Here is a 20,741-nt window from a genome sequence, read left to right on the forward strand (position 1 = left end):
ATCGACTTATTAAAGCCTATAGTGTAACTTTAAAAGGAAATGGTAAGTACATAGATGGAACTACCTTTGAAAATATAGTTGACCTATATTTATTTGACATGGAACTTAGACATATTTTATTTTCTTTGATGGAGTATATAGAAGTTTATTTAAGAGCTGTAATTACCAACTACTTCTCATTAAAATATGGGAATTTTGGATATAAAGATTTAAATAACTATAATAAAACACGAATTGAAAACTTGTCCAGGATATCGTGGTGTCCAATGTCTAAAAGAAATATCAATTCATTATTTTCATAGAACCAAATAATTCTAATATCCATGTTAACAGAAGACTCCCATATTCCATCTGCACCTTGTATTTTCCTGGTTCTTAAAGATGGATGAGTAGGATTTTCTACAAAAAACTTGAGTTTCTTTTTAGTCTGTTTCTTTTCAGTGTCAGATAGTTTTTTGTAATGTTTTTTGAAGGCCTTCGAATATGTAATTTTATATGACATTACTTGTCCAATTCCTCAAATAGGGAGTCAATAGAATCAAAGATTGGTTGATCACCATTTTTTATAGATTCTTTAATTTCTTTTACTTCAGCCTTTAAATTTTTTATTACATGTTCTGGGTAGATTGCAACTGGGACAAGCACAATTTTTCCATTATCTTCAGTTACTTCGAATTGGTCTCCTTGATTTAATTCCATGGACCTTACTATATCTTTTGGGATAGTGACTTGTGATTTAGCTTTTAGTTCAACTAACATAATAAAACCTCCCTAGTTAGAAAATCATACTTTCTAACTAAATTATATTTTTTTCTAAGAAAAAAGTCAATAGAAGTAGTGGAATTCATTGTAGTATAATTATTACAAAAGACTTGTCCATCTAAGAAGTTTTAAGAGAGGTGTTTTATGACTTTATTAAAAATAATACTTATACTAGTAGGATTAGCTTTTATTACTTTCGGATATTTAATTTATTTTAAAGAAAAATATAATTTGATTAATGGATTTGAAGGGGAATTTAAATCAGGAAGAAAGACTGAAGTCTATGCTAAGAAGGTAGGCTTAGTAGAGCTTATTATTGGGATTATTTTTATTTTAATTGGGATTATTGTGATTATAATAAAATAATTAAAGTTTGAATATGAGGGCATTATGAGATATATATCCACAAGAGATAGAAAAGAATATTCTTATCTTTTAGAGATTTTAGATGCAATAGGTAAATATATTGTTAATTACAAATGGTTAATAACAGATATTGAGGCGTATCCTTTGTCTAGAGATTTGTTTAATTTAATTAATGAAAAGGACTACATAATATTGTCCACAGATAAGTTAATAGATTCTTTAAATGAAGAAAATTTTCAATGGATATGGGCCGTTTTCTCTGCAATACCAGATAATATTTCAGATGAAGAAATATTGAGTTATAGGCTTCCTAATGCAAGGGACAATAATCAACTCTATGAAGATGGTGTTTCTATAATCCAACATCCATTAGCTGAAATTGAAATAGTAGCAGAAGATTCTTCATCTATTTTTATTGTTACGGACAAAAAAGAAGTGTTGGAAACTTTTAAAAAGATATATCCAAATAGTCAGCGAAACTATTAGACAATCTAATTTATACTTCTATATTTTTTAATATAGAAGGAGTTAGTTGTTATATTTATTGAGAAATTAATCAAGGTGAAGTGTATCACTATTTAACAAATGAATAGTAATTTAAAATTCATAATAATTAGATTCTTTAATAAAATTTCAACTTTCTAACATAATTTCAGGACAGTAAACGTGTTAATATGGTAAAGATCATATCTTCAAAAATAAATTATAAAAAATCATTTAAACATTTATCGAAGGTAGGGGAAGGGAATAGATATATTTTTAGTAACAATTAGAATAATTTTGGCGGCTTTTTTAGGTGCCATTATTGGAATAGAAAGGGAAATTAAAAATAGGGCGGCTGGTTTTAGGACCCATATAATAGTAAGCGTTGGTGCATGCTTAATTATGCTCATTGGAATAGAAGGAATTGGTGAAATATCTGATGACGTTGGACGAGATACGGCAAGAATTGCAGGTCAAGTTGTAAGTGGAATTGGATTTTTGGGCGCAGGTACTATACTTCAGACAAAAGACGGTGTGTCAGGCCTTACCGCAGCTGCGACCTTATGGCTATCTGCTGCAATAGGACTTGCAGTAGGAATTGGATTTCATGAAGGAGCAATAATAGCAACTGTAGTATGTCTAGTGACCTTGATTTCATTAAAGGGTATCAGTAATTTAATAAATGATAGGATATCCAAGTCTTACATTATGGTATTTGATACTGATAATTTCGATGAAGAAGGCTTTCTAGATTTTGCTTCAAAAGAGGGCGTGGAAGTAAGAAAATTAGAGATAATTGATGAAGATATAGATGATAAATTAATGATTAATTCAACCCTATCCTTCCATAGGAATTATAATATTGGTAAATTTTTCAAGGAATTAAAATCGGACTATCATTTGGAATCAGTAAAGTTAAATAAGGAAGAATGATCAGACTTTGTTAAGAGCCAAAAAAATTATGAATATTAACTTAAGACATTGAAGATCATTTTTATAGCAAACAAAAACTTACTTATAAGAATTTAATAGAAAAAATCAAAGGTCCTTAGGATGTTAAATCTTAAGGATCTTTTTTATATAAAAATCCTTTGAGAGATAAAATTTGAAATAGAAGATGAAATACAAATTCTTATAAATAAAAAATTTCAAGTATTATTGCAATCTATCGAGTCTCGATATACAATCTAATTATCGATAGTCGATACTAAAGGAGGATAGATTATGTTAAAGGCAAGACATTTAACTTATACAAACTTTGGACTTGTTGAAAAGTGGTATGAGGACATGGCTAAAGAGGGCTGGCAAATTGAAAAAATAATTTTGTCCTTCATCCACAAGTTTAAAAAAGCTGAACCAGAAGATGCCAGATACAAAGTTTCTATTGCACCTAACGAAGGATCTTTTTCTGCCTTCTCTAAGGATGAACTAAGGGACTTTGATGAGATGGCAAAAGACCTTGGTTGGCATCTTGTAGACAGGACCTACAACATAAACATCTACAAGCTTGATGAAGGAAGTCAAGACTCTCTTTATAACGACGAAAAGGAAGAAATTGAAATTTTAAATAAGGGTGCCAAAGGAGAACTAATTTCCTTTAGCATAACTTTTATATTCTTTGTATTTATAGTTTTCTCTATAACTTCTAGATTTTTTTCTAGGGATATATTTTATTCAAACTACCTAATATTTATGTGGCCGGCTGTTATTTTATTTTTTCTTTTCAATACTCTAGCCTTGGGAGACCATATACTTTTTAGAAAGAGGAACAAGGATGTGAAAAGCATAAGTGATATAAAATTTTCAAGACTTACTTTTTCCAAGGCCTTTGTCTTATTATTTTATACTCCAATTATTTTAATGATTCTTGCCTTTGGATCAGAATTTTTACTTCCTAATGATGGGTCTAGTGACAGAACTCATCTAATAAGTCTTCTCTCAACTTTTATTATGATTTCTTTTGTTTATTTCTATCGCAAAAAATTAAAACAATGAACATAAAAAGAGGTGAGAAAAAATTTATTCTAATCTCAATGGTAATTTTAATTTCTTTAATTACCAATGTATCTATATTTACTTTAATCGACAAATTCTCTACTTCTAATGAGATTGAAAGCCAAGTGGTGGGAGATTTTATAAAGACTAAGGAAAATAGAAGCTTTTTGACAGAAAGCTGCGATTATTATTCATCAGAAAAAAATGATCTTGGTATAAAAAAGACTGTAGTAAAGTCACAGGACCTTGCAGGTAATTTATTTGAAAGAATTCTAAAAAATTCTATGAAGCGCCCTTATAGAGCTGAATTTGTTAAAGACATTTCTGAAACTTATCCTTATGACAGGACTTATATCACATCAGATCAAGAAGACTATTTGATTTTATATAAGAATGTGGTCTTAGAAGTAAGTGGTAATCTAGAGGATGAAAAGGTCCAAGAAGAGATTGCAAAAATCTTGGAGGTGTAAGCATGGCAAGAGATCAATTCCAAACCCTAACAGAGCCCATGTACTTTACCATCTTGGCATTAGGACAAGTTAGAAACGGGGCAGAAATAAGAGCTTGGGTAAGTGAAATCACAGGAGGAAGAATAAACTTAGGGCCAGGAACCCTCTATGCCCTCTTGGCCCAGTTTTTAGAAAATGATTTGATTACAAGAGTTGAAGTAGATAAGAAGGGGAAGTATTATAAAATTACCGACGAGGGGCGAGAACTCCTTGAAGAAGAAGTTAAGAGACTTAGACTTTTAATAGATAACTACGAGAATCATTTTGAAAAGTGATTTAGATAAATATTAGGTGAAATAAATTATATAAATTTAAGTTGTAAAACAGTGGGGTCAAAAGCTCCGCTGTTTTTTGTTTGAATTAAAGTGGTCTTAATAATATACTCTATTTAGAATACATTTCATAAAAATTTTTGAGAGAGGATAAAATTTTATGAGGAAAAAGCTTCTTATTTTGTTAATCATTTTAATCTTGTGCTTTCCAATAAGATATCGCTACAAGGACGGTGGAACAGTTTCTTACAAGGCAATCCTTTATTCCTACACCATCTACCACAGATTGGAATCGGACGAATCTTATTATAGAGGGAGAGAATTTTTAATATTTCCCTTTAATTTTTTAAGATAGGGAATAAATTTAGAAGGTAAAATAATATAAAAACCCCATCTATAATTTGTTACAATGATATTATAGTAAATCAAAATGAAGTAAACAAAGGAGGATCTTATGAGATTTGAAAATAAAGTTCTTGTTATCACTGGTGCTTCATCTGGTGTAGGAAGGTCTGCAAGCCTTATGGCGGCAGGTGAAGGCGGAAAGGTTTATGCCTTTGCAAGGAGAAAGGAAAAGCTAGAAGCTCTAGCTGAAGACGCCAACTCATCGGGCTGCAAGGGAGAAATTATTCCTGTGCCAGGAGATGTTTCTAAACAAGAAGATGTGGATAGACTTTTTGAAAAGGTAAAAAGTGAAAATGGCAAGCTTGATGTTTTAATTGCCAACGCTGGTATAATGGACAAGTTTGAACCTGTAACAAACTGCCAAGAAGAAACTTTTGATAGGATTTTCGAAGTAAATGTAAAGGGGTCCTTTAGACTCTTTAAAGCAGCTATCCCTCTAATGAAAGACGGGGGATCCATTGTTGCCACAACATCAATAGCAGGTGTAAGAGGTGGCAAAGCAGGAGTTGCTTACACAATGTCCAAGAGTGCCATCCATGGTCTTGTGAGAAACACTGCAGCCATGTATGCCAATGACAAAATCCGCTGCAACGCTGTGGCACCTGGTGGTATTGCAACAGAAATCATGGAAAAGCTTAATGATGTCGACGAAAAAGGAATGGAAGTTGTAATGAGGGGACCAAAACTTGACAAGATGGTGGCAAGTGCTGAAGAAATTGCAGAAAATCTTCTTTTCCTTGCATCTGATCAAGCATCAAACATCAACGGACAAATTTTGGTGTCTGATGGTGGACTTACTAATATGTAATTTTTTAAGTCGCTTATCTTTAGGACTCTAAGAAAAAAATAAATTTTAAATAAAATTCACAAGTCTCAGATAAATTGGGATTTGTGAATTATTTTTTTGTCCAGGGGTAAGTTATTTAAGTAAGTTATTTTTAGCAACAAAGGAGAATATGATGATAAGATACCAAGGCGTTTCTATGTCTTACGACGGGAAGGAAAAAGTCCTCGATGATCTCAATTTTGAAATCAAAGAGGGAGAATTTTCGTCTTAGTTGGCCCCAGTGGCAGCGGGAAGACTACGACGCTTAAATTAATAAATAGGTTAATAGAGCAGACTGAGGGAGATATTTTCTTCCAAGGAAAAAATATTAAGGACTATCCCCTAAGGGAAATGAGACTTGAGATGGGTTATGTCTTGCAAGAGATTGCCCTTTTCCCAAACCTCACTGTGGCAGAAAACATTGGACTAATTCCAGAGATGAAAAAAATTAATAAAAGGGAGATTGACAAGAGGGTGGACTCCCTCTTGAGACAAGTTGATCTTGACCCAAAAGTTTATAAAAATAGGTTGCCAGAAGACTTGTCTGGTGGAGAAAAACAGAGAATTGGGATCTTAAGGGCCATTGCTGCCAACCCCAAGGTCCTCTTAATGGACGAACCCTTCTCTGCCCTTGATCCAATATCGAGAACTCAGCTTCAAGACTTGGTGAAAGACCTTCACAGAGACTTCAAGATTACAACTGTTTTCGTAACTCACGACATGAGAGAGGCAATAAAACTTGCTGATAGGATTTGCCTAATGAAGGACGGCAAGATTATCCAGATTGGAAGCCCAGAAGACCTTGTCAACAATCCTGCCAATGATTTTGTTGCAAGTTTCTTCAAGGAGGAGGGTGAGATTAATGAATAGTTTGATTACAACATTTGCTGAGAGAAAGGGCCAATGGGTCACTTCTCTTCTTGAACACCTTCAGATTTCACTGATGTCCCTTGTAATTGCAATTGTAATAGCAATTCCATTGGCCATATTTTTGTCCAACCGCAAAAAAATAAATGAAGGGGTCCTCCAAGTTACGGGAATTTTTCAAACAATTCCTTCTCTTGCCCTCTTGGGACTCTTTATTCCCTTTATGGGGATTGGAAAGCTGCCAGCCATAACAGCCCTTGTGATTTATGCAATCTTTCCAATTTATCAGGGAGCTGTCACTGGATTTGCAGAAATCGATTCTTCTCTTGAAGAAGCAGCCAGGGCTTTTGGGATGACTAAGTGGGAAAAATTAAAAAAAATATAAGCTTAGCCTTGCCATGCCAATTATTATGTCTGGCGTGAGGACTTCAAGCATTATGATAATTGGAACTGCAACCCTTGCTGCCCTTGTTGGAGCAGGTGGACTTGGATCCTTTATCTTATTAGGAATTGATAGAAACAATTCGGCCCTCATTTTAATTGGAGCCTTGTCTTCTGCCCTACTTGCAGTTTTATTTGGAGCCTTGATTAAGTTCTTGCAAAATAAAAAGCTAAAGACGATTTTAATTTCCTTTATTATGGCCCTTGTTCTTTTGGCTATGTCCTTTGTTTCCTTTGGAGGAAACAAGAACAAGTCCCTTGTCATAGCTGGTAAGCTTGGAGCCGAGCCAGAAATTTTAATCAATATGTATAAAGAACTAATTGAAGACGAGACCGACATAAAAGTTGAACTAAAGCCAAACTTTGGCAAGACTAGTTTTCTATACGAAGCCCTAAAGTCAGGAAGTATTGACATCTATCCAGAGTTTACAGGTACAATCACTTCTACACTTTTAAATTCTGATCCAGGAGATATTGAAAAGGATCCAGAAAAATATTATAAGGTGGCAAGAGATGAAATCTTAAAGCAAGATGACTTGGCCTACTTAAACCCAAGTGAATTTCAAAATACCTATGCCCTTGCAGTTAGAGAAGACTTTGCAGAGGAAAATAATTTGGAAAAAATTTCTGACTTAAAAAAATTAGAAAAATCTATCCTGGCAGGCTTCACCCTAGAATTTAATGACAGGGAAGATGGGAACAGGGGACTAAAAAGTCTTTACGACCTTCACTTTGATGTGAAGACCATGGAGCCAGCCCTAAGATATACTGCAATAGCCAATGGGTCCATAGGTGTTACTGATGTTTACTCAACAGACAGCCAGATAATCTCCAACAAGTTAAAAGTCTTGGAAGATGATAAAAAATTATTTCCACCTTATCAAGCAGCTCCACTTATGAGAAGTGAGAGTCTAGAAAAATATCCAGAACTGGAGAAAGCTTTAAATAAACTTGCTGGCAAAATCGCTTCAGATCAAATGGCAGAGATGAATTATGAAGTTGACGTCAAGGGAAGACCTGCAAGAGATGTGGCAAGGGAATTTTTAATTAAGGAAGGCTTAATTGATGAGTAAGTATAAAAGATGAGGTAAAAAATTTATAAAAAAAGAAAATGGAGCCTAGGCTCCATTTTTTAGTGTAAAAATTTATAATAAGTCGTTAGTTTTTAAATTAAAATCCAAAGAGATAAATTGAAGCTTCGTAAACCTTATTGTCAATAATCTTTCTGGCACAAGCATAGCCACCTCTTTTAGAATCTTTATTTAAGAGGTTGTCATTGTGGCAAGGAGAATTTTTCCATCTTTTTAAGCAGCCGTCACATGGATCTCCATCTCTTGCTCCAAGAGTGTAACGTGAAAGAGCCAGGTTTTCTCCTAAATCCTTGTTGTATCCACCAGGACTTTCGTGATCAGCATCACCGGTTTTTATAAATTGGTCTAATTCTTCTTGGGCTCTTAAAAGTGCAAGCCTATTTAAATCCTTATCTTCATTTACTTGGCCAAGACCCTTGGAAGTTCTGTAGTCCATTAGATTTTTCATAAATTTATTTGAGTCGCCAACTGAACCAGTAGGCATTTTATCTTCTGTTTCTAAATTTTTTGCTATCTCTTTAGTTTCTTCTTCAGCTATGGACTTTATTACAGGGCAATTACTGCTAATTATAACTGTGTCTTTTTCCCAAGAAACTTGGTAGCCCGTAGCTTCAGATATAAATCTAATAGGCACGTAAGTTCTACCATCATAGATAAGAGAAGGAGAGTCTAGAGCGAGAGATTCTTTTTTGCCACCTGTAATCCTAGTGGCATTCTTAGAATTTATTTCCATTCTAATCTCCACATTATTTTGGTCCCTTATAACAATTCCTCCCTTAGGGTTGTCCTTTGACTTTTGTAAGAAGTCAACATTAAAGCCAAGATTTTCTGATATAAACCTAAGAGGCACCATGGTCCTTTGAGTTTTCATGTCAAGATAAGGGCTTCCCATTTCTTGAGGAGGATTTTTTCTTTCTCCATTGATCATAATATTGATATTTTTATCAGATGCAGAAGGTGGAACTTGTCCTGCCGCGAAAACACAAGTTGGAATAAGGCTCATAATTAATAGGGAACTTATAAGTGCATTTTTTATTTTTTCCATATTCAATTCTCCTTTTAAAGATTGGGTCGAGATTTAATACTACACATTATTGGTAGAATTGATAAAAGACTATTTAAGATAAAAATATTAATCTATTTTATTTTTTGAAAAAACCATATGTAAGTTATCTTATTTTATTTTCCATCAACTTTTGCTAATTAAAGTATACCAGCTATTTAGGGAAATAACAAGAATATAAAAATGAAAGCTTATTAAGTTAAAGCATATTTTTATTAAAAACAAAAAGGCCTATCAAAATATTTTTCAATCTACTACTTAAAAGATACATTTACTATAACTAATGAAAAGGATAAAAATTTATAATTCTGAAATTAAAATTCTTAAAGAAAGACTTAAAGAAGAAAATAATAAGACTATGTGATAAAATATTCTTATAAATGAGATTTCAAGGGGGATATTATGTCAGAAAATAAAAAAATTGCCATTCAAGAAACTTACGGCGAAAGATTTCAATATTGTTGGGGTTGTGGACCAAAGAACCACGAGGGAATGCACCTAAGATCTTATCCATCAGAAGGTGGAAGTGAGTGCATCGCAAAGGTTACTCCAGATTCAGTTTACACTGGTGGAGTTCCTGCCAACCTCTTTGGTGGAATGATTGCCATGATCTTCGACTGCCACGGCACTGCTTCAGCTGCTTGGTTCAAGCACAGGGACCTTGGACTTGAACTTACTGAAGACACAGTTATTGGCAGATTTATCACAGCAAGGCTTGAAGTGGACTTCAAAAAGCCAACTCCAATGGACAAGGAAGTTACAGTTACTGCTACTGCTGAAGAAATTGGCGAGAGAAAGGTAATTGTTAACATGGTGATGGAAGCTGATGGCGAAGTTCGTGCCAAGGCAAAGATGGTTGCTGTTGGTGTAAAAGATAATATGTAAAATTATTAGGAGACTAGTTCTCCTAATTTTTTTGCCCAAAAATTTTTTAAAATATTATAATGTAAGAAAAGATTATTTAGGAGGGAGCCAATGACTTTAAAAGATAAAAAACTTTTATATATTTTTCTTTATTTACTTTCCTTTGGGCAAGTCCTTGGGATTTCGATTTTAGTTAATAAAATTGAATTTATTCCAATAATTAACAACGTCATGCTTGGTCTTAGCTTCTTAGTTTTCTTAGGCCTACAAATTTTTTTTATTAATAGGATTTTAAATTTTAAGTTTAACAAGTATTTAAAGATCCTTCTTGGTCTAATCTTAATAGGACTTTGCCTCATCTCAATGGCTTACTTGTTTCTAGTCTTTGCTTTTTCTGGTAAAGAAAATCGAAAACTTACCTATTATAATGAAAATTTTTACATCTTAAATGTAGGTTGGATGGATCCAATTTATGAGGTCTACAGAAAAAATTTCATCACTATGGACAAGTTAAGTGAAGATGAAATAAAAAATACCTTTGATGATTTAAAAGAGATTGAAGACCAAGACACGAGAGATATTTTAGAAATCTTAATTAGTGAAAGAGAAAGCTTTGATGAGCAAGGAGAAGATGAAGTTGCAAAGACTGGTCTCGAAGATCTTGATGAAAAAGAAAATTTTGAAGAAAAAGAGAATAAAGATGAAATTTTAAAAAATTTTAAAGCAGAAGACGCTATAAAAATAGAAAATTCTGACCTTGGTCTCCTAGAAGTAGACAGGGCAGGGGCAAGGTCACGCTGGTTTCTTGTAAGAATCTCTGGTAACAAGATGAAATTTATATCTGAACTTGAAGAGACAAGCCCAAAGGTTTCTGGAAGGATGGATGATGAGGGCCTAATCCATTTGGACTTTGAGGACATAAATAACAATAAATCTAACTACATCTCAAGAAACAATGGAAAGACCTTTGGAAAAATAAAATAAATTTATAAGTCAGTGATGGGAGTCACTGATTTTTTATTGGAAAATATTGAAAGTAAGAACATACTTTGGTACTATAAATGTAACCAAAAGCGTCAGGTGATTTAATGGAAATAGAAAATGTAGTAATAGAAAATAAAATTGCTGAGTACAGGAAAGGGCTTGGGCTCTCTCAACACAAGTTGGCTAAGGCTGTGGGACTTAAGAGGAGGTCAATCATGGCCTATGAGAATAACACAATTAGTCCAACCCTTGAGACAGCCTACAAAATCTCAAAGGTCTTGGGCAAGGATATCAAGGAAGTTTTTATATTTAAGTGAGGTTTTTATGGGATTATTATTTAATGACAAGAAGGAATTTAGTGAAAAAGTTGAAAAAATATTTGGAGATAAGGACAACTATCTTGTAGCCTTTAAGGCCAATGACCTAAAGACAGGACTGGGCAAATTGATCCTAAGTAATATCTATTACACTTTTGATTCATCAAGGACCTTTATCCTCTATTTTAGCCCTAAGGGCCTTTATGAAAGTGAAATTTCTAATTCGATGAAGAGAGACTTTTTCCTCATGCCTTGGAATGAAATAGAAGAATTTGAAGTAGAAGATAAAAATAATAAGGCCATCATAAGCCTTAGACACTTGGGAAAGAAGGTCATGTATGAAGTTGACTTCAAGGGCAAAATTTTTGATGGCAATGAAGAGAGATTTATGGAGTTGAAATCAAAGGATTGGAATAGGATTTAAAAATATGGAGACAGAGAGACTTATTATTAGAAGGTGGACACTCGATGATGCAGAGTCTTTGTTTGAGTATGCCAAGGACCCTGAGGTTGGACCAGTTGCAGGTTGGCCTGCCCACAAGACTATTGAAGATAGCATAAGCATAATAAAAAATGTTTTTAAAGGGGAAGAAATCTATGCCCTTGCTCTTAAAGAAGACAACAAGGCAATTGGGGCAATTGGATTGAAATTAAGAGGCGATACAAATCTTACAGATAGGGATGATGAGTGCGAGCTTGGCTATTGGCTGGGCAAAGAATTTTGGGGAAGAGGACTTATGCCGGAAGCAGTTGGAGAAATCTTGAGATATGCCTTTTGTGACTTGGGCATGACCAAGGTTTGGTGTGCCTACTACACAGGAAATGAAAAATCAAAGAGAGTTCAAGAGAAGTGTGGTTTTATTCCTCAAAAAGTAATAAAAGATGAATACCTTCCTCTCATGGACGAGAGGCGAGATGTAAATGTAAACTTACTTACGAGAGAAGAATTTTTAAAGAAAGAAGGATAAGATGGGAATTATTTGTGGACTTATTGCAATATTTTTTGCTGTTAAAAATATTTTGGCTTGGTTAAATGGTAAGGATCCATATAGGGATAGGTTCCTCAGCATGGCCTTTACCTGTCTTGCTATTTTTGGATTTTACAATATGGGGGCAAATTTCTTGGCAAAAGAAGATATTGCTGGTGCCCTTGATGTCATCCCAACAATAAGATGGGCCCTATTTGTCTGTACTATTGGGTCAATAATAGTCAATGGCATGACAGTTTTTGTTAAGAAGAAATAAATTTATAAGGAAGAAAAATTTGGGAGTGAAGAAGATGAAGGAAAAAAGATTTTCAAGAGCCATGACCTTTATAATTTTATTTGGGATTGTCAGCCTCTTTTCAGATATGACTCATGAAGGGGCCTCAAGCATTAGGGGAGCTTATCTTGCCCTACTTGGTGCCTCGGCAGGAACTATTGGATTTATATCTGGTCTGGGAGAACTCATTGGTTACTCCATGAGATATGTCTTTGGAAAAATTACCGACAGGACGAAAAAGTATTGGCCCATGGTAATCTTTGGCTACATATTAGATATCTTGGCAGTGCCAGCCCTTGCCCTAGTTGGTGAAAAAGGTTGGATAGCTGCTGCCCTCTTGCTTGTCATCCAAAGGATGGGGAAGGCAATAAAAAAACCTGCCAAGGACACTATAATGTCCTTTGCTGCCAGTCAAGAAGGAGTTGGCAAGTCCTTTGGGATCCAAGAGATGCTAGACCAAATTGGAGCCTTCTTGGGACCAGTCTTTTTATATCTAGTCATGTTATTTAAAACAGATGGCACAACTTTTGAAATTTATAGAACTGCCTTTGCCTTCTTGGCAATCCCAGGTTTTATTACGATCCTCCTTTTATTCATAACTAAGAGGGAGTTTCCAAACCCAGAGGCCTTTGAACCTGAAGCAAAAAAAAGAAGAAGCCTTTGTCATGAAGAAGTCCTTTATTTATTACATTGTGGGGATTTCATTTTTTGCTTTTGGCTTTATGGACTACGCTCTTGTCATCATGCACATATCCAAAAACTTTACAGGCCTTGGAGGATCTTATGGAACTTTTAGGCTAATAAGTGAAGAGACTCTACCACTTTTATACGCAGGAGCCATGTTAGTGGATGCTGTGGCTGCTCTTGTCTTTGGTCACATCTATGACAAAAAGGGAGTGAGGGCCCTTGTCATCTCAACGATTATTTCTGCCCCCTTCTCTCTTTTCATCTTTGGCTTCAAAAGTGAACTTGCGCTTTTATTTGGCCTAGTCCTTTGGGGAATAGGCATGGGTGCTCAAGAATCCATCTTAAAGGCTGCTGTGACTTCTATGGTTCCAAAGAAAAACAGGGCAACGGGCTATGGAATCTTTGAATGCTCCTTTGGAATTTTTTGGTTCTTGGGGTCCTGGATACTTGGAGTGATTTATTCTAAGTCTCTTCCACTGATGATTGGCCTTTCAATTTTTGCCCAAGTCTTAGCAATTCCTTTTTACCTAAAAGCTTCTAGAGAAATTTAAAAATAAAGATACAAATTAAAATAAGAAAATTTGACGGCTTAGCCGTCTTTTTTTATATAACTTTGCAAATTCTTTACAAATTTTTTACTTTTCCTTTAAAAATTAGAAATTATATTGTAAGATGAAATTGAAATACAATTTGGGAGGACTTATGTCAATTAATTATTTTATTGAACTATTAGGAGGACTTGCTCTTTTCCTTTATGGAATGGAAATGATGAGCTCGGGCCTCGAACTAGTCGCAGGTGATAGACTCCGAGTTGTCATTGAAAAGATGACGTCCAACTTCTTCAAATCTATTCTAGTTGGTGCTCTTGTCACAGCAGTTATCCAATCATCTTCAGCGACTACAGTAATGGTTGTAGGTTTTGTAAATGCAGGCCTAATGACTATTTATCAGTCTGTTGGAATTATTATGGGAGCAAACATTGGTACAACAATCACAGGTCAGTTGGTAGCCCTAAACATTTCAACCCTAGCACCTATAATTGCCTTTATAGGTTTTTTGATGAGCACTTTCTCCAAGAGTAAGAAGAAAAGATACGTAGGTCAAGCTGTTATAGGCCTTGGATTTTTATTCATGGGTATGCAATTTATGAGTGACTCCATGGAACCCCTAAGGGACTATCCTGGATTTTCAACTGTAATGACTAAGTTTGACAATCCAATCTTGGGAGTTTTGGCAGGTACAGGTATAACAGCCTTACTCCAATCTTCATCAGCATCTCTTGGTATCTTGCAAGCCGTTGCCAATCAAGGTGTAATATCACTTCACTCAGCCATGTATATAATCCTAGGATTTAACATTGGTACTTGTGTGACTTCAGTTTTATCTTCAGTTGGATCTTCCAAGAACGCAAGAAGGACTGCCCTAGTTCACGTTCTCTTTAACATTATTGGTACAATAATATTTATCCTTGTATCCTTTGTGATCCCAATAGACGAGATAGTAGAAAGATTTTCAAGGAACTTACCGGCAGCAGAGATTGCCAACCTTCACACACTCTTTAATATTGCAACTACAATCATTTTAATTCCTTTCTCCAAGAAGCTTGCAGACCTAGCCTTCAAGATTATTCCTGGTATAGACAAGGAACAAGAAGAGATGTCTCTACAATATATCAACTTAAATGTTACAAAGGATGCACCAGCAACCTTTACTGATGTCAAGGCAGAGGTTAGAAGGCTACTTGATATTGTAACTATGAACTATGAGTCCTCTGTTGAACTCTTAAGAGAGTTTGACGACGAGAAATACGACGAAATATTTAGGAGAGAGGGAGTTATTAACTACCTCAACAAACAAATTTCGGCCTTTATTATTGATTCACTAGGCCTACCAATGAATAAGGAAACTTCTGCAAACTTTGCAGCTTATCTTAGAATATCTAGAGACATGGAAAGAATTGGGGACCACTCCAAAAATATTGCTGAAGTTGCCAAGTTAAAAAATGACGAAGGTCTTTTCTTCACAGATGTGACTTTTGATGAAATGAGAGAAATAAATACTATTATTGAAAAAATGTTCCACTCCTATGACGGAGACATGGAAAAAGACCAAAGAGTTGTATTCATGCGTGAGTCCAATGAACTTGTTCAAAAAGAGGCTTCTGACTTTAGGAACAACCACATGATAAGGATGAGAGAAAAAATTTGTAATCCTGAATCAGGACTTCTTTATGAAAAAACTCTTGCAGCTATGGAAAGAATTTCATCTTATATTTCCAACGCTGGAAAGCTTTCAATATAATAAATTAATTGAAAATGATAAAAATTAATCTGCTTTCGGGCAGATTTTTTTTTATTGAGAATTTTTAATTTTAAAAATTAGGAAGTTCTGGTAACTTATGAGGTCATAAAAATTTGAGAAATCCTCAAAGCTTTTGGCGTTATAAAAAATTATGAAGTCATAGAAAAATGTGAAGTTATAGAAAATTATAAAGTTATTAAGAATTATGAAGTCTTAGAAGATATTGAATCATAAATCAATACAAAATTTAAAAATTTAAAAAATTCATGAAGATCCACAAGTTATTGAAAGAAATCAAAACAAAGAACTACAAAAGAAAATTTGTTTACAAACACAAGTTTCGATGTTAGAATGACCTTGGTGGTAATATGGAATTAAAAGAAAAAATAAAAATTTTGTCTGATGCTGCAAAGTATGACGTGAGCTGCTCATCTTCTGGATCCAATAGAAAGAATAAGGGTGGACTAGGAAACGCTAGCCAAAGTGGAATCTGCCACTCCTGGTCTGAAGATGGCAGGTGCATATCTCTTCTTAAGATACTTTTTACAAATCACTGCATCTACGACTGCAACTACTGCATCAATGCCAAGAGTGTGGACTCCAAGAGGGCGGCTTTTACAGTTGATGAAGTAGTTGATTTAACTATAAATTTTTACAAGAGAAATTACATTGAGGGTCTCTTCTTGTCTTCTGGTATCTTCAAGTCCTGCGACTACACCATGGAAAAATTAATAGAAGTTGCAAAGAGGCTTCGCCAAGAAGAAAACTTCAACGGTTACATACACATGAAGGCCATACCAGGTGCCAGCCAAGACCTTATAAAAGAGCTGGGCCGATACGTAGACAGGATGAGCATAAACATCGAGCTCCCAACAGAAAAGAGCCTGGCCCTTCTTGCTCCAGAAAAAAGTCTTGATGAAATAACAAGGCCCATGGACCTAGTTTCCAAAACCTTAAAGATCAACAAGCTTGAAAAGAAAAAATATAAAAAATTTTCAAAGAAGGACTTGTTTTTGCCAGCAGGTCAAACTAGTCAGATGATCGTTGGAGCAGGTGATATTCACGACAGGGATGTCCTCACAAGGTCCCAGTCCCTCTACGATAATTACAATCTAAAGAGGGTCTACTACTCCGCCTATGTGCCTGTGAGAGAAGATTCCAAATTGCCAAAGATAAAGACACCCCTCATTCGTGAACACAGGATTTATCAGGCAGACTTCCTCCTGAGATTTTATGGTTTTAGGGCAGGGGAACTCTTAAGCGAGAGTAAAAGAGATTTTGACTTAAATCTTGACCCAAAGATGGACTGGGCTATAGAAAATTACAGTAATCCCACTGACATTAACAAGGCAAGCCTTGAAGAACTTTTAAAGGTCCCAGGCTTTGGACCCCAGTCTGCAAGAAAAATTGTGAGAGCTAGGAGAGCCTTTAACTTGTCTCTTGAAGACCTAAAGAAGCTTAGGATTTCCACTAAGAGAGCCCTAAACTTTATAACAATTTCAGGCAAGTATTATGGGAGAAGATTTGATTCCAAAGAAGCCCTGAGGTCTTTGATGGTGGAGAGGGAAGGAGGAGAACAACTTAGTTTTCTCGACTAAGTGATAGATATGATTTACTTATACGACGGGACAATAGAAGGACTTTTTACAGTAATTTTTAATGCCTACAAGGTCCTAGAAGATGTGGACTTAATCACTAAGAGGTCAGGTCAAATGAATTTTATGGCTGACAGGATCAAGTGCTCCACAGAAATTGACAAGGCCAAGAGGGTTAGAGATTCAATAATAAAAAACTTTTCCTATTCATTTTATGATTCAGTCCTAAGGGTATTTGCGGCAAACAACGAGAGAAAGGAAGTGGCCATAGCCAAGACCCTTAAAAAACTCTACACCCATGGATTTTATTATTATGAAAGTGCCGACGAAGACCTAGTTGAATTCAAAAATTTATTAAAGAGGGTCTCAGGAGAGATCCACTCTTTCAAGGGACTTCTTCGCTTTGAAGAAAAGGATGGCCTTCTCTTTGCCAAGTTTGAACCACAAAATGATATTTTGATTTTTGTCTACAAGCACTTCAAGAGAAGGCTAGTCAATGAAAAATTTGTAATTGCAGATATAGTTCGCAGCAAGGCCGTAATCTACAATGGAGAGAGGGGCAACTTCTTTGACTTTGAAATGTCAGAAGATATGAAGACTGATGATTCTTATATTGACCTCTGGCTTTCCTTCTACGATGCTGTTGCAATTGATGAGAGAAAAAATGAAAAACTCAGGATGCAAAACATGCCAAAAAAATATTGGAAGAATTTGCCAGAGATGAACAGGCCAAAGAAATATGATTAATAATAATTTCTTCTAAGGGTATAAAGGACTTGGGAGGAAAAAATGGAAAAAAATAGAATTGCAAACTTAAATACTTATATAGAAGACCATTATCATGGAGCAAGATTTATTGAGTCCAGCGATTTAGAATTGCCAGACTTCTTGCAAAGGGACTTTGATGACAGCCACAACAACTGCACCATAGCAAGCCTAACAAGGATTATAAACTATTACTTTAGAGACAAGGACAAATTTGAAATCTATGATGAAGTCTTTGCAATCGCCAAGAAAAATGGCTATTTCAAAAAAAATAGGGACCCTTCCTGTGATGATCTCCCACATTGCCAATATTTATTTCAAGAAAAATAAAATTGACATAAGGGCAAGGGGAATTTACCTTGGCAACTTCTACTCCCACGTGAAGGATGAGATCGACAACTTTAGGCCCCTAGTTATGAACCTGGGATCAGGCTATTACAAGAACCATTCATTAGTTATCTCAGGTTATTCAATTTATAAATTCAAGGGGATGAAGGTCAAGTTCTTGCACGTTTATGATGGATGGAACAAGACCAAGTCCTACATTGACTACAACGACCTAAGGGGATTTTTGAAGGTCCCAATTTTTTCCTACAATGTCTTTGATGTTGACATAGGGGAAGACTTGTAATAAAGTTTAAGACCAGACAGGTGATGATATGGAAAGAAATTATTTGAAATTTTTGGTGTCAGAGCTTATCTTCGTGAGAGAAGACACCCTTATAAATTTGATCCCCAAGACTGAAGAAAAGTATAGGGAGATCTTTGGGGAATTAGAAAATTATGTAGATACACTAAATTTAAATATTAGAAAAGTTAGAAGAAACTTGAAACTCTTGGATAAACTTTCTCCAGACCTTGCAAAAAAAGAAGCAGAGAAAGAATTTAAAAAGGACCTTGATGAATTAAGAGAAGACCAAGACTATGAAGCTGAGCTTAAATTAGCTGACGATGAGGTCCAAAGACAGGTGGAAGACCTCTTTAGGGAAGCAATATTTTATTACAGTCCCAAGCTTTACGACTTTTCTCTTGAAGAATTCGACCAAGCGAGAAATGCCTTTAAGGCCTGCGACAAGGAAGGACTTGAAAACTTTTTAAAAAAGGAAAGGCCCAAAGAACTTGAGATGAGTAATGACCAACTTGAAAAAATGAGGGAAGACCTTGAAATAGAAATTTCTATTTTATTTGAGAGATTTCCCCTCAATCAATTGGACATGCTTGAGGACAAGGAAGCCATTGACTTCAACCTCAATAGACTAAAAAATGTCTACGAAGAATACCAAGAAATCTACGGAAGCCTTGGCGAAGAATTAAATATTAAGATTGCAAAAAAAGAAACTACCTCTTAAAAAATTATGAGGTAGTTTTTTCATACTTATTTTTAATTATTTTTAGAGCCACAAGACTTGACAGGTATCCGAGTATTAGACCAGCCAAGACATCTGTTGGATAGTGTACTGATAGATACATACGTGAAAATCCTATTAAGGCAGCCAAGATAAGGGTAAGGGCTCCTTCTTTTTTATTGTAATAATAAATTGTAAAGGCTGCAGCAAAAGATGAGCCTGTGTGGCCTGATGGAAAGGAATAACCCATGGGCTCTTTTATCAAGAGGTCAAAGGCTTCTACCATAAAGGGTCTTGGTCTTCCAATGATGGGCTTTAAGATTAAAAGTCCAACAATAGAAAAAATAATCAAACTTAAAAAAATACTAAGGGCTTTCTTTTTTGAGTCCTTATTTTTTTGGAAGAAGATAATAAGACCAAGGGCAATCCAAAAGATTCCCCCATTGCCAAGACTTGTTATAAAAATCATGACCTTGTCTAGGATGGGGGAGTGGATTGATTCTAAAAATTTTAAGAATTGAACTTCCATTTACTCTTGTTCTTTAAACTTGCCCTTAATAAATTGAACAAAGTTCTTTAGGTTTTTCTTTAGGAAGGCTTCCTTGTGATAAACCATGTAATAAGTCCTAGAAATTGCTAAGTCTTCTACCTTGTGCATAATAATTTCGTCATCATCGAAGGAAGACCTGGCACCAAGTGATATTGCATTAGAAGATTTGACAATATTTAGGACCATGTCCTTGTTTTGACAGATATATTTAATATCGATCGGTATATTCTTGTCCCTCAAGTAGGAGAAAAGAATTTTCTTTGAAGCTTCGTCTAGGTCACCCAAGACAAACTTCTTGTCCTTTAAATCATCGTGAGTTAGGACTGGTTTTTCCTTTAAGTCAGAATGATTTGACGAAATTATATAAATTTCATCTTCGTAGAAGGGTTCTGCAATATTTGTTTCAACACCAGCATCACCATCAATGATTGCCATGTTAATTATTCCAGAATTTAACTTCTTAAGTATCTCTTCACGTGAGTCAACATAAACTCTTATCTTTATGTCTCCCTTTTTTTCTTCATATTCATCTATGATCTCTAGGAGAAATTGAGAGCTAAAGTTTGAACTTACGCCAAGATTAATGTTGTGTGCAGTTGATGAACCTTGTAAGAAAATAACAGTATCTTGAAATTGCTCCAAAATATTTATGGCAAAATCGTAAAGTCTTAAACCAACATCTGTTATGTATAATTTTTTTGAAATCCTATCGAATAGTTTGACATTGTACTCATTTTCAATTTGTGAAATGGCATGTGAAACAGTTGGCTGTGAAATCTTAAGATTTTTTGCCGCGTTAGACATGTTTTTAGTCTTGCAAACTTCAATGAAAATTTCCAAATCTCTAATTGTCATAAAAACCTCCTCAAACATATTCTATTATCATATTTAGCAAAAATCAAGAAGTTATAGAAGAAAGCTTATAATTTTATTTTTAAAAATATTAATGTTAAGAGAAAAGCAGGAATATACCCACATTACAAAAAGGA

30 protein-coding genes are annotated in these 20,741 nt (G+C 34.8%); 25 read left to right on the forward strand and 5 right to left on the reverse strand.

What is annotated here, in order from left to right; translation table 11 throughout:
- Positions 1 to 50: 50 nt before the first annotated feature.
- On the forward strand, positions 51 to 302 hold the full coding sequence (locus tag DRZ96_RS11680; RefSeq protein ID WP_236587235.1) for an Abi family protein: 252 nt from the start codon (positions 51 to 53) through the stop codon (positions 300 to 302).
- Here the strand turns inward: DRZ96_RS11680 and DRZ96_RS04675 are convergent.
- Both DRZ96_RS04675 and DRZ96_RS04680 read right to left on the reverse strand, forming a co-directional pair.
- Complete coding sequence (locus DRZ96_RS04675; RefSeq protein WP_112889766.1) at positions 218 to 502, reverse strand: type II toxin-antitoxin system RelE/ParE family toxin; 285 nt, start codon at positions 500 to 502, stop codon at positions 218 to 220. The two genes, DRZ96_RS11680 and DRZ96_RS04675, sit on opposite strands and share 85 nt — an antisense overlap.
- A complete protein-coding gene (locus tag DRZ96_RS04680; RefSeq protein WP_070700205.1) occupies positions 502 to 759 on the reverse strand; it encodes an AbrB/MazE/SpoVT family DNA-binding domain-containing protein in 258 nt (85 codons plus the stop codon). The genes DRZ96_RS04675 and DRZ96_RS04680 overlap by 1 nt, the downstream gene beginning before the upstream one ends.
- A 147-nt stretch (positions 760 to 906) precedes the next feature.
- On the opposite strand from DRZ96_RS04680, the gene DRZ96_RS04685 reads away from it, so the two are divergent.
- The 10 genes from DRZ96_RS04685 to DRZ96_RS04730 all read left to right on the forward strand — a co-directional run bounded on the left by DRZ96_RS04685 (position 907) and on the right by DRZ96_RS04730 (position 7,999).
- Entirely contained in the window at positions 907 to 1,128 is a 222-nt protein-coding gene (locus DRZ96_RS04685; RefSeq protein WP_112889767.1) for a DUF3784 domain-containing protein, read from the forward strand.
- A gap of 24 nt (positions 1,129 to 1,152) precedes the next feature.
- On the forward strand, positions 1,153 to 1,614 hold the full coding sequence (locus DRZ96_RS04690; protein WP_070700207.1) for a hypothetical protein: 462 nt from the start codon (positions 1,153 to 1,155) through the stop codon (positions 1,612 to 1,614).
- A 294-nt stretch (positions 1,615 to 1,908) separates the two neighbouring features.
- A complete protein-coding gene (locus DRZ96_RS04695) occupies positions 1,909 to 2,544 on the forward strand; it encodes an MgtC/SapB family protein (protein WP_236587161.1) in 636 nt (211 codons plus the stop codon).
- A 291-nt stretch (positions 2,545 to 2,835) separates the two neighbouring features.
- Positions 2,836 to 3,606 carry a DUF2812 domain-containing protein gene (locus tag DRZ96_RS04700; protein ID WP_112889769.1) on the forward strand — a complete coding sequence of 257 codons (771 nt, stop codon included), beginning with the start codon at positions 2,836 to 2,838 and terminating at the stop codon, positions 3,604 to 3,606.
- Entirely contained in the window at positions 3,603 to 4,076 is a 474-nt protein-coding gene (locus DRZ96_RS04705; protein WP_146740966.1) for a hypothetical protein, read from the forward strand. The genes DRZ96_RS04700 and DRZ96_RS04705 overlap by 4 nt, the downstream gene beginning before the upstream one ends.
- Before the next feature lie 2 nt (positions 4,077 to 4,078).
- Positions 4,079 to 4,390, forward strand: coding sequence for a PadR family transcriptional regulator (locus DRZ96_RS04710; protein ID WP_112889771.1), 312 nt, complete (start codon positions 4,079 to 4,081; stop codon positions 4,388 to 4,390).
- A 451-nt stretch (positions 4,391 to 4,841) separates the two neighbouring features.
- Positions 4,842 to 5,600, forward strand: a complete 759-nt coding sequence (locus tag DRZ96_RS04720; RefSeq protein WP_112889773.1) for an SDR family NAD(P)-dependent oxidoreductase — start codon at positions 4,842 to 4,844, stop codon at positions 5,598 to 5,600.
- A gap of 237 nt (positions 5,601 to 5,837) precedes the next feature.
- Complete coding sequence (locus DRZ96_RS04725) at positions 5,838 to 6,488, forward strand: ATP-binding cassette domain-containing protein (RefSeq protein ID WP_305887686.1); 651 nt, start codon at positions 5,838 to 5,840, stop codon at positions 6,486 to 6,488.
- On the forward strand, positions 6,481 to 6,870 hold the full coding sequence (locus tag DRZ96_RS11965; RefSeq protein WP_305887684.1) for an ABC transporter permease: 390 nt from the start codon (positions 6,481 to 6,483) through the stop codon (positions 6,868 to 6,870). The genes DRZ96_RS04725 and DRZ96_RS11965 overlap by 8 nt, the downstream gene beginning before the upstream one ends.
- A gap of 13 nt (positions 6,871 to 6,883) precedes the next feature.
- A complete protein-coding gene (locus DRZ96_RS04730) occupies positions 6,884 to 7,999 on the forward strand; it encodes an ABC transporter permease/substrate-binding protein (RefSeq protein WP_305887685.1) in 1,116 nt (371 codons plus the stop codon).
- Between the two features lie 97 nt (positions 8,000 to 8,096).
- On the opposite strand, the gene DRZ96_RS04735 is transcribed toward DRZ96_RS04730, so the two are convergent.
- Positions 8,097 to 9,062: a stalk domain-containing protein gene (locus tag DRZ96_RS04735; protein ID WP_112889774.1), complete on the reverse strand. Its 966-nt coding sequence runs from the start codon at positions 9,060 to 9,062 to the stop codon at positions 8,097 to 8,099.
- A gap of 420 nt (positions 9,063 to 9,482) precedes the next feature.
- Here DRZ96_RS04735 and DRZ96_RS04740 point away from each other — a divergent pair, with 420 nt between their 5' ends.
- From DRZ96_RS04740 to DRZ96_RS04795, 14 genes are all read left to right on the forward strand, one after another.
- Positions 9,483 to 9,965, forward strand: a complete 483-nt coding sequence (locus DRZ96_RS04740; RefSeq protein ID WP_172605462.1) for an acyl-CoA thioesterase — start codon at positions 9,483 to 9,485, stop codon at positions 9,963 to 9,965.
- A gap of 90 nt (positions 9,966 to 10,055) precedes the next feature.
- Positions 10,056 to 10,928 (forward strand): hypothetical protein, encoded by an 873-nt coding sequence (locus DRZ96_RS04745; protein WP_112889776.1) that lies wholly within the window; start codon positions 10,056 to 10,058, stop codon positions 10,926 to 10,928.
- A gap of 104 nt (positions 10,929 to 11,032) precedes the next feature.
- Entirely contained in the window at positions 11,033 to 11,245 is a 213-nt protein-coding gene (locus DRZ96_RS04750) for a helix-turn-helix transcriptional regulator (protein WP_112889777.1), read from the forward strand.
- Between the two features lie 7 nt (positions 11,246 to 11,252).
- Positions 11,253 to 11,669 (forward strand): histidine kinase, encoded by a 417-nt coding sequence (locus tag DRZ96_RS04755; protein WP_112889778.1) that lies wholly within the window; start codon positions 11,253 to 11,255, stop codon positions 11,667 to 11,669.
- A 4-nt stretch (positions 11,670 to 11,673) separates the two neighbouring features.
- Positions 11,674 to 12,213 carry a GNAT family N-acetyltransferase gene (locus DRZ96_RS04760; protein ID WP_112889779.1) on the forward strand — a complete coding sequence of 180 codons (540 nt, stop codon included), beginning with the start codon at positions 11,674 to 11,676 and terminating at the stop codon, positions 12,211 to 12,213.
- Position 12,214: 1 nt separating this feature from the next.
- Complete coding sequence (locus DRZ96_RS04765) at positions 12,215 to 12,490, forward strand: hypothetical protein (protein ID WP_112889780.1); 276 nt, start codon at positions 12,215 to 12,217, stop codon at positions 12,488 to 12,490.
- Positions 12,491 to 12,524: 34 nt separating this feature from the next.
- Complete coding sequence (locus DRZ96_RS11685) at positions 12,525 to 13,304, forward strand: MFS transporter (RefSeq protein WP_236587162.1); 780 nt, start codon at positions 12,525 to 12,527, stop codon at positions 13,302 to 13,304.
- Positions 13,252 to 13,746 carry an MFS transporter gene (locus DRZ96_RS11690; protein WP_236587163.1) on the forward strand — a complete coding sequence of 165 codons (495 nt, stop codon included), beginning with the start codon at positions 13,252 to 13,254 and terminating at the stop codon, positions 13,744 to 13,746. Before DRZ96_RS11685 ends, DRZ96_RS11690 begins: the two co-directional genes overlap by 53 nt.
- A gap of 151 nt (positions 13,747 to 13,897) precedes the next feature.
- Positions 13,898 to 15,496: a Na/Pi cotransporter family protein gene (locus DRZ96_RS04775; RefSeq protein WP_112889781.1), complete on the forward strand. Its 1,599-nt coding sequence runs from the start codon at positions 13,898 to 13,900 to the stop codon at positions 15,494 to 15,496.
- Between the two features lie 368 nt (positions 15,497 to 15,864).
- On the forward strand, positions 15,865 to 17,094 hold the full coding sequence (locus DRZ96_RS04780) for a putative DNA modification/repair radical SAM protein (protein WP_112889782.1): 1,230 nt from the start codon (positions 15,865 to 15,867) through the stop codon (positions 17,092 to 17,094).
- A 9-nt stretch (positions 17,095 to 17,103) separates the two neighbouring features.
- Positions 17,104 to 17,838, forward strand: a complete 735-nt coding sequence (locus DRZ96_RS04785; RefSeq protein WP_112889783.1) for a TIGR03915 family putative DNA repair protein — start codon at positions 17,104 to 17,106, stop codon at positions 17,836 to 17,838.
- Between the two features lie 42 nt (positions 17,839 to 17,880).
- On the forward strand, positions 17,881 to 18,186 hold the full coding sequence (locus DRZ96_RS11695; protein WP_236587164.1) for a hypothetical protein: 306 nt from the start codon (positions 17,881 to 17,883) through the stop codon (positions 18,184 to 18,186).
- Complete coding sequence (locus tag DRZ96_RS11700) at positions 18,143 to 18,487, forward strand: hypothetical protein (protein WP_256584811.1); 345 nt, start codon at positions 18,143 to 18,145, stop codon at positions 18,485 to 18,487. Before DRZ96_RS11695 ends, DRZ96_RS11700 begins: the two co-directional genes overlap by 44 nt.
- A gap of 28 nt (positions 18,488 to 18,515) precedes the next feature.
- Positions 18,516 to 19,205 carry a hypothetical protein gene (locus DRZ96_RS04795; RefSeq protein ID WP_112889784.1) on the forward strand — a complete coding sequence of 230 codons (690 nt, stop codon included), beginning with the start codon at positions 18,516 to 18,518 and terminating at the stop codon, positions 19,203 to 19,205.
- 4 nt (positions 19,206 to 19,209) lie between these two features.
- On the opposite strand, the gene DRZ96_RS04800 is transcribed toward DRZ96_RS04795, so the two are convergent.
- Both DRZ96_RS04800 and DRZ96_RS04805 read right to left on the reverse strand, forming a co-directional pair.
- Positions 19,210 to 19,731, reverse strand: a complete 522-nt coding sequence (locus tag DRZ96_RS04800; RefSeq protein ID WP_112889785.1) for a phosphatase PAP2 family protein — start codon at positions 19,729 to 19,731, stop codon at positions 19,210 to 19,212.
- Positions 19,732 to 20,607: a LysR family transcriptional regulator gene (locus DRZ96_RS04805; protein WP_112889786.1), complete on the reverse strand. Its 876-nt coding sequence runs from the start codon at positions 20,605 to 20,607 to the stop codon at positions 19,732 to 19,734.
- Positions 20,608 to 20,741: the final 134 nt, after the last annotated feature.

Origin of the sequence: Peptoniphilus harei (assembly GCF_900454685.1) — a bacterium.
Taxonomy (GTDB): domain Bacteria; phylum Bacillota; class Clostridia; order Tissierellales; family Peptoniphilaceae; genus Peptoniphilus_A; species Peptoniphilus_A harei.